The sequence below is a fragment of the Acetomicrobium sp. genome (assembly GCF_059026225.1).
Genome location: NZ_JBWQOQ010000002.1, coordinates 393020 through 408391, shown reverse-complemented (window position 1 = coordinate 408391; position 15372 = coordinate 393020). Strand labels below are relative to the sequence as shown.

Sequence of the window (15372 nt, the reverse complement as noted above, 5' to 3'; positions counted from 1 at the left end):
CCTTTTGCTATCTATGCTCGGTCAAAACCTTCAAAACAAGATCGAGGGCTTCCCCCCTTAAAATGATCCCCTGGAAATTCAAGTTTTCATCAGTTAAAAATGGCGATAGTCTTTTACAGGCCCATGAAATTTTCTCCCTCTCGGTGGTTATGGGTTTGGGAGTTTTATCGGGATAAAGAGCCTGGCAGAAAGCAAGCATAAATTCTCCTTTAGATATAGGTTCATCGCTCATGCCATAGTGCAAATTGACTTTATTTCGGTTCCCCAGGTCACTTAGTACAGCATTAAGCATTTCGTTTGCACTCTTCCAGCTCAAGGGCTCATCCACGCCAAAGATGCCCTTGGTGCGTCCCTTTCGCGATGCCTGCAGGATATCGTTATAATTGTCCGCCCTTGAGGCAGCAAAGGTGGGCAAACTCTTTGGCTTCATCCAACCTCTCATGGTAGCCGTTTGCACTGCCGGCCAAAAGGGATGATTGGGCGGGACATCTGAAAAAACGCATAAAGAAAGCCTATCTCCTGCCTCCAAAAGTATCCTTTGTACTTTTAACACGTTTACCTCGCGGGGAGGAACCTCTTCCTTGACAGCCACGGCTGCTATTGCCCCTGCAGCTTGTCCCGTAAGCATGGTTATGGGCTGAAGTCTAAGCGCTCCCGAGGCCAGTCGGGTCACCGATAAATTTTTTTCCGCCGCCAAAAAACCGTCCAGATCCTTGGGTATAAAGATTTCAAAGGGTATTTGAAAGGGCCCAACGGGTTTGTTTTTGGCTATGGATTCCTTTGTCTCGCCAAACTCTTCTTCCAGTTGAGCAGTTTCGTCCGCACCGTGTAGGTCCAAAACATAACGACCGACGGCGACAGAGTTGGGAATTTCTCTTCCTTCATTTTTAATATAGCTTTCCGAATTCACTCGAAGCTCATGGGAAGTCAATGTGCTTATGCCAACGAGCCTCCTGCTTTCACGAATGTAGGGTCGGGGAGGAAAGTGCTTTGCAATTGAGGCGTACTCGAAGGGAACAAAATCTTTTACCTTTTCATAGGTCGAATCGGACTCAAAAATGTCAGACGCCACGGACCAATCGCAACCGAGCTCATTTTGCAGGTAATAAATAAACCCAATAGTTACGAGCATTGCCTTGGCTTCAGTTTCCTTCCTGAAATTGGGATCCTCAAAGTACGTTACGGGCAGGCCGCTTTTTTCCTCATAACCCCCCTTGCCAGGATAATCGTTAGCCCAGTTTATCTCAGTCTTGGTGAGCAAAAGCCATGTAAAAGGGCTACTGGCGTCGGCATCCCCGGGAGCCAAACTGTCAGGCAAGCCCCGATAAGCGTTGTGAGTTGGCCAATCGACAGGAAATTTAATCGGGTATCCCTTAAAGGTAAAACCATCACGAGCTACGTAGGACTTAAAAGATTCCCTCATTTGTTCGTAATTCGGAGGGGGAGTGTTGACCTTTAAATCGTCGGGGACACCGCCCGGATAGTGCTTTATTACAGCTACCCAGGTAATATCCTGCACTCTCGCATCCTCATCAAAGTCCTTTGAATCGGAGCCTACTACATTGCGACCAACCCTATAACTTGCACCTGCCAAGGGAAGCAAATCCCCATATTCAGTGGCATCAATCAAGACCTTGCTATTACATTGAAATTTCTTGCCCCTCACATCAACGATGATGCCAGTCACGGTCTTTCCGTCGCTTGACCTCAAAACCCTCTGCACTTTGGACTTGAAATAAACGTCTAAAATACCGGGCTTTCCGTCAACGGTCGTCCTTCCCTCGCGGACGTCTTTTATCATCTCTGCCAGGATGTAGTCGGCAACATCGGGCTCGAAAGCAACGGTAATGGGAGTCCAGTAACAAGTCCCCACCGACTTCCCTAGAGAAGAATAATATTCCAAAATGCCATCCAAGAACTCTCCATAAAGCCCCCATCTGGTGCCGTACATGTCGTCCATTGTGGACACGGCCGATGCCACCATTTGGCCACCCAAAACGTTCGTATCCTCAAATAGGGCCACCCTTGCTCCCAATCGTCCGGCCTGGATTGCTGCTGCAACGCCTCCCGTTCCCGCCCCCACTACAATAACGTCATAATCCCTCGTTTCAACGGCCTCTGCCGACCACGGACAAGCAGCCATGGAAATTGAGACGATCACGAACATTAGGGTCCGTAAAATTAAAGAGAGGATACCATTTTTTTTAATCATGATCTAACCTACCTCCTACTTAACTTTGCAAAACACTCGCCGAGATATCTTTAATGCTCGGCGTTGAAGTTAATATCATCGCTATGCGCAACTCGTCGGCCAATTTTTCGTAAAGCAACCTGACTCCTTCCTTGCCGCCTCCAAAGGCCCCCCACACGACGGGACGACCCACTAAGACGGCATCGGCCCCGCAAGCGATGAACTTCAAAACGTCCGATCCGCTTCTCACTCCACCATCGGCCAATAGGATGCAGCAATCTTTTACCTTTGAGGCTATGCCTGGAAGGACTGAGATCGTCCCGGGCAGGTCATCCAACACTCTGCCGCCATGATTTGATACGACGATGGCGCCCGCACCCGCATCACAGGCCATTAGGGCTTCTTCTTCTGTCATGACACCTTTGATTATAACTGGAAGCATTGTGCTCTCGCATATCCTTCTTAAGGCATCGGGACCCAAAGGTCCCACGTATTCGCCGGATCTCCTCATGTTGACCAAGCCGGCAGCATCGACATCTACGCCAACGGCTACCGCACCGGCTTCTTCAGCCATCCTAATGCGCCTTATCATCTCGTCTAATTTTCTGGGTTTTATTATGGCTATGCCTTTACCTGCTCCTTTTAGCGCTTCGATCGTTTTATCGTAAAGATCGCCAGGGCCGTCTCCTATCATGGCTATGGTACCTGCCTCCAGGGCCCCGAAAACCTGAGCTTTTGCCAAATCGGCCTCGTCCATCCTGTCCTTGAAGTTGATCGCAGCTCCTGCGACGGCTGCCCCTATCACGGGCATGGCTAACTTTTGCCCAAAAAGTTCAACGTTTATATCGGGTTCAGTGACGTCATGAAGGGTCTTCATCTTAAATCTTAGACTACGAAGCGCCTCATAGTTATTTTTAGCGCTAGAACCCGTGCCGATTCCGCCGATGCCTGGCACCCTACCGGCACAGGCTTTCATATCACAAATGGGGCACAAATTACATATCCCCTTCAATGCCTCTCTGGCCCTTCCTAAAACATCTTCCCATTTCACTTCCCATCACCTTGCCTCTGCTTTCTGACATATAATAATAGTACTATTTTAAACTAAGCAGCGAAAAAAGGAGTGATGAAGGATGGCGAAGTTCTTGGGAAGAAATGCCCTTTACGAAATGACTCGCGATTTGACGCTTGCAGCTCAAGGCAAGCGCAAAGCTGATACTGTGATAAAGGGTGGTCTTGTGGTAAACGTCTTCACTAGGGAGATAATGCCCGCAGACATCGCCATATACAAGGGTCGCATAGTCTTGGTTGGCAAGGTCGATCATACAGTTGGCCCGGAAACGCAGGTTATAGATGCCACAGGTTTTTATTTAACTCCCGGATTGCTGGACGGTCACATGCATGTAGAGTCGAGCATGGTGACAGTCACGCAATTTGCCCGAGCAGTGCTTCCCTTTGGCACGACCGCCATCTTCATGGATCCCCATGAAATTGCAAATGTACTGGGGGTTAAAGGGGTCCGCCTTATGATAGATGAGGGCAAGGGCTTGCCCCTTAAGGTATTTTCAACCATGCCGTCATGCGTGCCCTCGGCACCGGGATTTGAGGACGCAGGGGCTGAAATCACTCCCAAGGACATCGCCGAGGCCATGAAGTGGGAGGAAATAATAGGCCTTGGAGAGATGATGAACTTCCCGGGAGTGCTGAGCGGCGATGAGAAAGTACACGAAATGCTCAAACTTACCATGGAGGCGGGCAAAGTCGTGACCGGCCATTATTCCATTCCCGAAACGGACATGGGCCTTCAAGCTTACGCAGCATCAGGAGTAGCATCATGTCATGAAGGCACGCGAAAGGAAGACGCCTTGGCCAGGTTGCGTCTTGGCATGTACAGCAAAATGAGAGAAGGGTCGGCATGGCAGGATATAAAGGCCACCGTAAAAAGCATCACCGAGACGGGAGCGGATGACAGGAGGGCCTTGCTCGTTACCGACGACACCCATCCTCACACTATTTTGACGCTGGGGCACATGAATCATGTGGTGAAAAGGGCCATAGAAGAAGGATTGAACCCCATAAGCGCCATACAAATGGCCACGATAAATACAGCGGAGTGCTTCAAGGTAAGCCATGAGATCGGAGCCATAGCGCCGGGAAGGTGCGCCGACATACTTTTTGTGAGGGATTTGGCGGACTTTGTCCCTGAGATCGTAATGAGCGATGGCAAGATCGTCGCCAAGGAAGGAAAATTAACGGAAAGCCTTAAAACTCCAAAATATCCGGATTGGGCACTTAACACCGTACATCTTAGAAAAGAACTATCAGGGGCAGATTTCGAAGTTAAATATTTCGGGCCACATAAGGAAGCAACTGTGAGGATAATACAAGTGATAGAAGCTAAGACCAATACTTTGCACAAGACGGCGAAGCTCTCGGTCCATGACCAAACAATCCCGGCCGACCCTGTCCAAGACGTGGCAAAGGTTGCAGTCATAGAACGTCACGGCGGGCCCGGAAACATGGGAATCGGTTTTGTCAGTGGTTTTGGCTTAAAGCGAGGTGCTGTTGCATCCACCGTAGCGCATGACAGCCACAATCTTCTAATCGTGGGTACAAACGACCCCGACATGGCTTATGCGGGAAATGTGCTGCACGAATGCGGCGGAGGCATGGTCGCCGTGTGCGATGGCAAGGTATTGGCTTTAGTAAAGCTACCCATAGCAGGTTTAATGTCCAATGAACCAGTAGAAGATGTAGACGCCCAAGTGAAGGCCTTAGACGAAGCATGGCGACAGCTGGGATGTTCTATCGAATCTCCCTTCATGACCATGGCTCTGCTCTCCCTGCCGGTTCTACCGGAACTTAGAATAACCAATAGAGGATTGGTAGATACTTTAAACTTTAACTTCGTCGATCTTTTCAAAGGCCTATGATGCCTTTGTATTTTGAAAAACATAATCTAAAAATCCCCTAACGGAAGAAAGTATGTTTTCTCCCTCACGGATCTTGATATCTTTGGGTAGGTTAGAAAAATCGGCCAAAAGCGGATCTTTCTGAAGCAGGTATTCAGCCATGTTTTCTGGCATAATGGTCGCGCCTTCGTATTTTGATATGTAGTCTCGTATAAGGGCATCCCATAGCAAAAGCTGTTTTTCTCCCAAGTCGAGGAATTTTAAAACTTCAGTGGTATAGCCAAAGTGAGCGTAGCACAAGACATCTGCCTTTAAACTTTTTAGCTTTCTTATGCTTGAAAGAGCGCTTTGTAAATAAAACTTGGGTGGCGTGGCAGGACGCAATATGAAGGTACCGTTATCGGGGCCTGGATAGGCAAATCCCCTTTTGTAATAAGTACCTGCAGCCTCGCCCGCAAAAAGCAAATTCGATTCCGCCTCATACAGGAACGAATAATGATGAGAGGCATGTCCGGGCGTTTCTATCTTTTTGATGCCTTCCAAACTTGCCTCGTCGGGCAGAAACGAGCTCTCCTCTGCTGGAATCGGCCTGCCGTAAGCTAATGCAACGTCCCCCAAGACTTCTACGCTGGATTCCCACAAGCGCTTAGGATTCAAAAGGTGCTTTTTGCCCTTTGGATGCGCTAGCACTTTGGCCGATTCGAATTTTTTTAGAAGGTGTCCTAATCCTCCCGAGTGATCGAGGTGTACGTGAGTCAGCAAGATAAAGTCAAGTTTTGAAACCCCAACCGCCTCAATAGACTGAACGAGAACGGGAACGCTTGAGACAGGTCCTACATCTATAAGGATTGTCCGGCTCGAACTTTCGTCAATTATCAACCAACTGCTCAAGAAATGATGAAAGCCGGGAAGTTTTTCAACGGGCAAGTCAATTAGGACGATTTTCAAATCTTGGGCCACTTTTAAAATAAATGGATTAAATACAAATCTCTCGTCAGTGATTGTAACTCACCCTTCCTTTTTTGAAGTAGTGTTCCTTCAAACTACATGAAACGGATCCTGTGGCGATAAGCTCGGCAACCAGTTTACCCGATATGGGGCCAAGCTTGTATCCATGCCCAGAAAATCCTGCGAACATGCAACTTCAATAATCATTATACAGCCTCTAAAATCTTGTCCAACATTTCACTAATTTCATTAAACCAATATTTATTATACTTGCCTGAAGATCCTGAACCCTCTCTTGATCTCAGTAGCAATTTTATTCTTACTCTGTATCCTCTGTAATTAAACAGCTTTTCTTTCCCTAATTCCCCGAACAGTATTTCGTATCCATCAATTTTTCTCATAGCACTTGTGTGCTCCGTTCCCTTTGGGTCTACAAAGACTATGAAGTAGTCATTTCCTTTTTTAAGCCAGAAGATAAAATCCGGGTAAAATCGGCTGATCTTGTTAACATTGGCGCTATAGTAAGGAATATAAATTTCATCCAAGCTTTCGTCAAGCTTGCTAAAAAACCACCAATCGAATTCTTTAAATTTATTATTGTTTCCTTCGAGATAATCTTCCAAATCATTTACAAATGAAACCTCACTCTTGACTTTGATAATGTGCTTGATATAGTCTACTCTTTCATCGTTAGACAGTACAAGTGGTATGTAATAGTGATTTGCAATGTGCTTAATTTCAAGGCAATCTATATTTTTCTTTTTAATCATTTGAGCGCATTTTTCGATGCCTTCCGTGTATTGATCCAAATCAATTTCATTACGTTTTAACTTCCCCTTCAGCTCTGTTTTCAATACTGAAGGGTCTTGGTATTCCTTGACTATCTCTATTGCTTTCTTTAGTTCTTTGATATCCTCCAAATAGACCTTAATATTTTTAAAGTGCTTTATTTCGTCTTCCAGTTCCTTAAGTTCCTCAAATTTTTTTGGAATTACACTAAGATAATCGAAAAATCTTTGGATGAGCAAATCGATATTTTTGATATTGTTAACGTCTTTGTTGATTTTAAAACAACTGTTAGAACTTATACCTTCTCTCATGATTTTCACTTTGGCTGGTTCTGCGTTTTTATATCTCATCATCAGCACACTGTCGTCTGCTACAAATTCATTAAATTTTCTAAGCACCTCAAAGTCTTTAGCGGATATCTCAAACCTTAGCTGCTCTTTGGGCATTGAAATATAAGACGATGCTAATCCGTATGTGGGCACAAGCAATGTATGACCTTGAATTGTGGGGTTCTCGTAAAGGGAAAGTTCCGCCACGCTTGCTCTTGCCTTTTCTTTCTTCAGTTCTTGGATCACTGCAACTAAAGCGTCCCTATTCGTCCCAAATATAAAGAGCGTCTCCATCGGCAATGCTTTATCTTTAAGAAGGTCAAATAAATATTTGTCTATTTCTTTTGCATTGTAAAGCTGCAGCAACCTCTTTCTCTTGTTTTTTATGGGTTCAATCCTTACGCCTCGCCCAACGGATTGAAGGATGAATTTCTTTGCATCCTCTCTCATGCCTATATTGATGAAGTTAATGACGTTTGGTCTGTTGGAGTCCCAGCCCTCATAAAAGCTGCGCGATCCCATGAGAATGTTTATTTCTGACTCTTCTTTATTTAAATTTTCAAAATAACTCTCATCCTCAAATCTCTCTTGCACTTCATACCCAGCAAGCTCCTCCTTCAACCATCCAGATATGTCACCTATCTTTATCAACGCAAAAGGCCTGTCGCTGGCCTTTAATTTAAAGGCCAACTCTTTCCTATCGGATTGTCTCACTAATACTTCGATCTCTCCGCTAGTGCTCGAATTATACACATATTTTAAGATGTCATCTTTAGTGATGTTCCTTAACCTTGCTTCGTCTATCTTGATAGACCTGCCTTCTTCAAACATGAAATCCGGCTTATCCTTTAATTCACTCAGGAGCTCATCGATAGCTTTTTTAAAAAGATCTTCGTCAATTGCTCCTTGGCCGATCCTTTCCAGCTCCCTAAAGAAGAGTTTCAAATCGGCATCTTTCGTATTGACGGAGTTAACGAGGGTCAAAAGGAGGGGCTTATGATACAAATCTGCCCTGATATTTTTGATATCTTCGTAAAATTTCTTCACGTAAGTTAAAATGATCAAAGACTTTAAAACTATCTTTTGTTTTTCTTCTCCACTATAGTCTTCTTCATCCCTAAATGCCCTCATCTCTTGTTTAAGAATGCCAATGTGCTTTCCGTAACCCGCGTTCACGAAGCTCGACAGATTAAATTCATAGGCGCAAGTGGCAATATCTCTTGGGTCTACAAAGGTGGCGGATGAATTAAATAAGAAACCATTTCTCGATAAAATGGAATAAATGTGCTGTCTTTTTGAATCTTCTCTGTCTCCTTTGTGCGCTTCATCCAAGAAGACATACCATTTGCCGTCATTGTCGTAGTTTTTAAAGTCAATAATTTTTTCTTTTTGTTCGTCGCTCAAGTTATCAGAACGATAATAAAAGACAGTGGTGCCGAATAAAGAGGGCTCCCTTTTAACTTCAGGGTATTCCTTTAGTTCCTTTAAGGTTATCTGATTCTCGTTAGCACCGTTAAACTCACGCACATGATTTTTAAGCTGTTCTATCAAATCGTCCCTATGGGTCAAGATCAAAATATCGTATGGAGGAATTTCACCTCTTTCGATCAACTGTATCAAGATTTGAATAAGTTTAATTATGACAAGGCTTTTCCCGCTGCCCGTCGCCATCCAAAAGCACATTCGATTTATGAAATGCTCATAGGAGATCTTGCCATTTTCTTGAGGAAAATCGTCAGAGTACTCCGTTAAAAGCTTATAGATGTTCCTTTTCCTCTTATCCAATTTGATGACCAAATCGTCTTCTTGGTCCAATCCATTGTCCTCGTACCATTCAAAGAAAAGTTTTTTTCTATACTTGTTAGCAGTCGCATTTTCATTATTTCGATAATCCACAAAATCCTCATAATATTTCCAAAGAACTTTTATTGCGTTTCTTACCGCATCCTGCTGATAATCCCAAAGTTTTTTATCCTTTGAAAAAGTCTCCAGATCAAAGGTGTTCCAATTGGGAGGCAGATCTTCGTATTTCAAATCTTCGGCCATATCACGTAAATATAATTTATTCATTTTTACCACCATATTAAATCTTTAATGAGCCTGTAATCCGGATTTTCCAGATTTATTTTTTCGCCATCGTCAAATTCCACTTCAGTTGAACTGACCTTCTTAATCCACTTGCCCAAGAGATTTGAGAGGGTTTCCGGAACGTCTATGTTGGGATAAAGCTTCGATAAATCCACTTTTACTTTGTTATTCTCATAATCGATCCTTAATACTTCAACCATCTTTGGGTCTCTCATAAAAACATATTGGCTATATGGGTCTTCATAAGGGTTATCGAAGAGGTCGGCATCTTCATATTTTACTTTTCTCAACGCATCTTCGTATTGTTCGAGTTCGTAGTATTTGAAGAAGCCACCGGCGTTATCTTTGTTATATTTTTCTTTGACATCTTTTTCTCTTGAAATTCCAGATTTATCATAGGCTAAAACTTTTTTCATCCTTGGTAAGACCACAGTGTAAAAATGATCACCCACTTCTACGCCAATCCACTTCCTCCCCAGTTTATGGGCTACTGCAGTTGTGGTGCCAGAACCTAGGAAGTAATCCATGACTAAATCACCTTCGTCAGAGGTAGATTCTATGACGCGTTTTAAGAGAATTTCGGAGTTTTCGGTAGGGAAATTCCACGTGAAAGAATAACCGTAAAAGCCAGTCCAGTCATCTGTCAAATAAATCTCTGCGGGTTTTAACATTTGGGGGTTCCCGGTTTTGCTAAATCTTATTCTATTTTGTTTTTCCAATTCATTAATAATCTCTTGAGAAGGAAAACGCCTTCCATCTCTCGGCAAAATTTCTTTTCCTAATATTATCCTCGCCCTGGAAATAGGATTTCCATTCTCATCGTACTTTATATTTTTTGCAGAAAAAAGCTTAATCATATCTTGAGGAATGACGTCCCATTTTTCACCTTCCATATCAATGGACCGCCACTCTTCCTTCTGTCTTGATTCCGTGATATGGCGGAAATAAACTTTATCGGAATTATTTGAATACCAAAAAACAGAGTCATGCCACGAGGGAAATTTATTTCCCTCGGTTTTCATCCTGACAGATTTATTTACTACTATCTCATTCTTAAAATTCTCTCCTCCAAAAACTTCATTCATCAACGGCCTGACGATCCAATTGCCGTTGTAATCGCACCTTACAAAGATGCTTCCTTTCTCATTTAAGATATCTTTTGCCGGCCTAAATCTATTTTCAAGCAGAGTTGCCCAACTCGAATCCTTATACTTTACAGAATAAAAATAATCTGCATCCTGTTCTTTATTAAACGGTGGGTCGATATAAATGGTCTGTATTTTTTCTTTAAACTTAGGAAGGATTGTATTTAGCGCTTGGTAGTTTTCGCTCTTTATCAACCACCCATCCAAAGAATTATCCAAATCATCAAAAAGCCCCAAAATTTCGAGCTCCAAATCCTTGAAGTACTTTGTATCAATTGGCAGGTGTTGGTATTTCTTCCTTAACTTTTTGCCCGAAAGCGGGTTTTCAAATACCTTTCTTTTGTCAAACTCTTTGTCTGCGATCTCTAATTCTTCCCACTCTTTTACTTGATCCTTAAATCCCTCATGCTCTAGTATTTTTTCTATGATTTCGATATTTTTTTCTGCAATCCTATCGAGTGTTATCACATAGTTAGAGTTCAAGGCAAACTTGGGCTTATTCCATATCTTGACGAGTTCGTCTTCAAATTGACTTATAAAATCAATTATCTTAAATGCTATGTCTTTCAGAATTTGCAACTGCTTTATTCTTTTCTCTGTCCATCCACTTTCGCCGCTAAAAACATATTGATAAAGCCATATATTGAACTGCTCTTGCAAAAACTCTTTGGCATTCTTGTTTATGAAATAGTCAACATCGTTTTGTTTCTCAAACACCCTAAATGCCTTTTCCAGAGCGTCTTCGGTAATTGTTACTCCTTCTTTTCTTAGGTCTCTTAAAATATCGTTAATTTTAGTTATCCTGCCTCTTTCAGAATATAAAACATTAAAAACAATTACTCCGTCTTTTCTCTTCTCTTTAAACTCGTAAATAATGGCTCTTTTTTCGTTTGCTTTTTTATGTTCAAGCCCAGAAACGTCAAAGAAAAATTTAAATTCCTCTGTTTTAACCTCCAAGTTTTTAAACAACTTGTCGGTTTTGACATAATAAAGCATGTGCGTTTTCCAGAAAAGTATTACATCCTTATCGTCAGTGTATACCTTTTCATAGACATTTTGATGGATTGGAGTATATCTAAAGTAAATCGAACCGCTCTCCGAAAAATAGCGGTTAAAGAAAGTATACAGTTTATCAAAAAGCTCCTCTTTGAACTCGGGGAAAGGCTCTAACGCCCTGTCTACGTCCTCTTTAAGTTTGGGGAAGACACCTTCTTCGTAGTAACGCGACTTTATCCTCATCAAATTAATATATCCCGATTCGCCCTCCACCTTTGCGCCAACAAAGATGTCTTCTAGCGCATCATAGAACCTCTGTTCTTTACTCATAATTTCACCTCTTCTTGCCAAGACTCTAGGTACGTACTGTAACGTAATCCGGGACACTTAAATCCAACAACTAAGACGCTTCTTTTTGTGCTTTGCCGTGCAAAGTAATCTTAATTTCTACTTTACTCCAGCAAAAGTACATGAGGTTGGGGCGTTGTTTTAAAAGCTTTTCCAGTCTTTGCTTTGCCTTTGTTTGATAGATTTTTCGAGCCGCTAAATCTTTACGCGTAAACCTATGCTCTCAAACTTTTCCTTGATTTCCAGCAACTTTTCTTGAGGCGGAGATTTGCGGACCGTCATCAAATACTCCCTGTCAAGCCTATGATATTTTTCACTTACATCGTGAAAGGGAAGCAAGTTGATCTCTCTTAAACCGCGCAAATTAGATATGAATTCTGCCACGTCATCTACGTTATCGGGCGTATCGGTTATCCCCGGGATGACGGGAAAACGAAGTATTACGTCTTGAGCCCTGCCTGAATCCACTAAGAAACGCAAATTTTCCTTGATTAAGGTATTTGAGACACCAGTGTATTTGATGTGCTCTTTTTCGTCAATTAACTTAAGGTCATACAAAAAAAGATCGACGTAACCCATTGCGGAGGCCAACACCTCACGCGAGGCAAATCCGGCGGTATCCAATGCCTTATGGATATATCTGTTTTTACATTCTTTTAACACTTCTAGCAAAAAGTCAGCCTGAAAAAGAGGTTCGCCACCGGAAAATGTCACACCGCCTCCTGAATTATCGAAGTACAGGACGTCTTTTTCTATTTCTTTCATGAGCTCTTCCACGGTATATTCCTTTCCAACGAGCCTCAAGGCACCGGCAGGACATGCGTCAGAACAATTACCACAGGCTGTACAAAGCGGTCGAAATATCCTTGGTTTGCCTTTGAACTCAATTGCCCCCGTGGGGCACACTTTCGCGCAATCCCCGCAGCGCATGCACTTGTAATCAAAATACATCAATTCTTTGACGGGATCTATCCCCTCGGGATTGTGGCACCACCAGCATCGCAAGGGACATCCTTTGAAGAACACTGTTGTCCTTATGCCGGGCCCATCGTGTATGGAGTACCTTTGGACATCGAATATCAACCCTACGGGGCTATTGCTTTCATCGTTTGTATGGCCAGATCCCTGACATGTTTCATATTCTTTCATGTTCGGTCCTCGCAATGATCTCCTCTTGCAAACCCTTGGGCAAGTTGACGAAGTAATCGCTGTAGCCGGCAACTCTTACCATCAGGTCTTGGAAATCCTTGGGCCTTTTTTGCGCTTCCTTTAACAACTCCGTGCTAACTACATTGAACTGCACATGATGGCCGCCCATCATGAAAAACGTCCTGATTGCTTGAGCAAGCTTTTTTACGTTTTCTTCACCCTCCAGCAAATCGGGACTTAACTTTTGGTTTAACAAGGCCCCGCCGGTTTTGTCCCAGTCACATTTTGAAACTGACCCAAAGACCGCAGCGATGCCTTTTCTGTCACTTCCTTGGACGGGTGAAATGCCTTCCGATACCGGGAAACCTGCCTTTCTGCCATCGGGCGTTGCACCCGTGACTTTACCAAAATATACGTGAGCAGTTGTGGGCAAAAAGTAGGCCCTTTTAGATGCCCTTCTTATCGGAGAAGGTGGGTAACTTTCGATCATACTGACGATTTGATCAACCAATTTTTTGGCTATGAGATCAGCGTAATCTTGGTCTTCGCCGTATTTAGGCGTTTTGTTCAAGATAGTCTGCCGCAATATCTCATATTGCCCGCTAAAATTGTATCTTAAGGCATCAAGCAGCTCATCCATCGATACAGCTTTTTGGTCGAACACGTGGTATTTAAGGGACGTCAAGCTGTAGGCCATAGTGCCAAGCCCTACAACCTGAAGGTATTGGGTGTTGTAGCGCGTGCCTCCGCAGTTGTAGTCCTTGGCCTTTTCCACGCAATCGCATATCCAAAGGGACATAAAAGGCACAGGGAAGTGCTTAGCAAATATTGACTCTATTATGTCGTTTCCCTTCATCTTGATGTCCATGAAATGTTTAACCTGCTTCATGAAGGCATCCCACAGCTCGTCAAAGGACTTGAAGCTTCGGGGATTTCCGGTGCTCAAACCCAGTTTTTTGCCGGTGCCGGGGTCAACTCCATCGTTTAAGGTGATCTCAAGTATTTTCGGCAGGTTGAAATAGCCGGTTAAAATATACGATTCTTTTCCAAAAGCGCCGGTTTCGACGCATCCGCTTACACCCGCAGTGCGGGCATCCTCCAAAGATTTGCCCTGTCTTAAAGCCTTAACGATGACGCCGTCGAAGTTGAAAAATGGAGGTTCGCCAAACCCAGGTCCCACCACGTTTAAGGCCTCCACGATGAAGCGCTCAGGGTTTTTGACGCTCGCCTGGACCGCAGTATTTGGCTGCAGAGTCCTCATCTCGTCTAGAACTTCGAGTAACAAATAGGAGACTTCGTTCACTCCGTCAGAACCGTCTTTTTTAAGGCCTCCTATGTTAATTTTCGTGAAGTCGTTGTATGTGAAACTTTCTTCTGCCGTAACGCGCACCTTCGGCACTGCCGGCTGATTATTAAACTTAACCCAGAACGCCTCGAGCAGTTCCTTTGCCTCATCTCTAGCAAGCATTCCGCTTGAAACTTCCCTTTCATAAAAAGGAAGAAGGTGCTGATCCAACCTGCCTGGATTGAAGGAGTCCCAGGGGTTTGTCTCATACACGATGCCAACATGGACGAACCAATAGTGTTGCAGGGCCTCCCAAAAGGTCTCGGGCGCATGGGCCGGCACCTTATCGCATATTTGAGCCATCTTTTCAAGCTCGGCCTTTCTTTTTACGTCATTTTCAACTTTGGCCAATTCCCTAAGTTTTGCGGCGTACCTTTTTGCGTATATCAATATGGCGTCTGCAGCGATGTCCATGGCTTTGAGCTCTTCCATTTTGTCGTAGTAAGCAGGATCAGCCGGGTTCAACATCTCCATCTGTCTTTTTATATCTTCTTTGATGTCTAAAACGCCCGTCGCGAAAATCTTTTCCCCTCCGGCAGAATGACCGGGCGCCCTCTGCTCCATGAACTCGGTCCATATTCCGGCTTCGTAGGCATCGATCCATTCTTCGGGAAGGCTTTCAAAGATGATCTCCCTCGTAGTCTTGCCCTTCCAAAAGGGTATGATCTCCTTTTCGTATATCTTTCTGGTCTCCTCGTCAACCTTATAGGGCATGTTTTCTCTTGTATCTAAGACCTTTAAATCTTCGAGGTCGTGAGTACATATTTCGGGATAGGTTGGCACTTCCTGAGGCCCGGTGCCGCGAAGACCTACTATTAGCTGACCTTCTTCTACGGGTAAACTTACATGCTCCATCAAATACTTGAAGGCCATGGCGCGCCTAACCGGTTCCGATTTGCCGTCTGCCACGCCGCTTTTATAAAACTCGGTCACGAGCCTCGCTCGTTCGCTTGAGATCTTTACCTCGGCGCCGACGCTTTCTTCACGCAACTTCGCAATGCGGCTATTCATCGGCCTTACGGCAGATCTTCTCTTTGCCATTTCCTTTTCTACTCTAACTTCTGACATTTAAAATGCCTCCTAATTATCCATAAAATAAGCTAATTATATGCTAATTGAGAATTTTATAATT

General features: G+C 43.8%; 8 protein-coding genes. 1 reads left to right on the top strand and 7 read right to left on the bottom strand.

From position 1 onward, the window contains the following. Positions 1–7 precede the first annotated feature (7 nt). Positions 8–2212, bottom strand: a complete 2205-nt coding sequence (locus AC5SXE_RS03115) for an FAD-dependent oxidoreductase (protein ID WP_493916564.1) — start codon at positions 2210–2212, stop codon at positions 8–10. A 19-nt stretch (positions 2213–2231) separates the two neighbouring features. Further along, a complete protein-coding gene (locus tag AC5SXE_RS03110) occupies positions 2232–3242 on the bottom strand; it encodes an alpha-hydroxy-acid oxidizing protein (RefSeq protein WP_493916563.1) in 1011 nt (336 codons plus the stop codon). Between the two features lie 82 nt (positions 3243–3324). Between AC5SXE_RS03110 and ade the strand changes: the two genes are divergently transcribed. Further along, complete coding sequence (ade, locus tag AC5SXE_RS03105) at positions 3325–5124, top strand: adenine deaminase (RefSeq protein WP_493916562.1); 1800 nt, start codon at positions 3325–3327, stop codon at positions 5122–5124. Here the strand turns inward: ade and AC5SXE_RS03100 are convergent. The 5 genes from AC5SXE_RS03100 to hypD all read right to left on the bottom strand — a co-directional run bounded on the left by AC5SXE_RS03100 (position 5119) and on the right by hypD (position 15308). Next, positions 5119–6051, bottom strand: coding sequence for an MBL fold metallo-hydrolase (locus AC5SXE_RS03100; protein WP_493916561.1), 933 nt, complete (start codon positions 6049–6051; stop codon positions 5119–5121). The two genes, ade and AC5SXE_RS03100, sit on opposite strands and share 6 nt — an antisense overlap. A gap of 206 nt (positions 6052–6257) precedes the next feature. Continuing rightward, a complete protein-coding gene (locus tag AC5SXE_RS03095; RefSeq protein ID WP_493916560.1) occupies positions 6258–9239 on the bottom strand; it encodes a DEAD/DEAH box helicase family protein in 2982 nt (993 codons plus the stop codon). A gap of 2 nt (positions 9240–9241) precedes the next feature. Then, the gene (locus AC5SXE_RS03090; protein WP_493916559.1) at positions 9242–11728 is read right to left on the bottom strand and encodes a DNA methyltransferase; all 2487 of its coding nucleotides are present in this window, start codon (positions 11726–11728) and stop codon (positions 9242–9244) included. Positions 11729–11941: 213 nt separating this feature from the next. Further along, positions 11942–12895, bottom strand: a complete 954-nt coding sequence (locus AC5SXE_RS03085; RefSeq protein ID WP_493916558.1) for a glycyl-radical enzyme activating protein — start codon at positions 12893–12895, stop codon at positions 11942–11944. Next, a complete protein-coding gene (gene hypD / locus AC5SXE_RS03080) occupies positions 12882–15308 on the bottom strand; it encodes a trans-4-hydroxy-L-proline dehydratase (protein WP_493916557.1) in 2427 nt (808 codons plus the stop codon). The genes AC5SXE_RS03085 and hypD overlap by 14 nt, the downstream gene beginning before the upstream one ends. Positions 15309–15372 lie beyond the last annotated feature (64 nt).

Bases quoted from the DNA above. Each gene is read 5' to 3' on its own strand.
- AC5SXE_RS03090 (WP_493916559.1), bottom strand. From the start codon at position 11,728: ATGAGTAAAGAACAGAGGTTCTATGATGCGCTAGAAGACATCTTTGTT.
- ade (WP_493916562.1), top strand. From the start codon at position 3,325: ATGGCGAAGTTCTTGGGAAGAAATGCCCTTTACGAAATGACTCGCGAT.
- AC5SXE_RS03115 (WP_493916564.1), bottom strand. From the start codon at position 2,212: ATGATTAAAAAAAATGGTATCCTCTCTTTAATTTTACGGACCCTAATG.
- AC5SXE_RS03095 (WP_493916560.1), bottom strand. From the start codon at position 9,239: ATGAATAAATTATATTTACGTGATATGGCCGAAGATTTGAAATACGAA.
- AC5SXE_RS03085 (WP_493916558.1), bottom strand. From the start codon at position 12,895: ATGAAAGAATATGAAACATGTCAGGGATCTGGCCATACAAACGATGAA.
- hypD (WP_493916557.1), bottom strand. From the start codon at position 15,308: ATGTCAGAAGTTAGAGTAGAAAAGGAAATGGCAAAGAGAAGATCTGCC.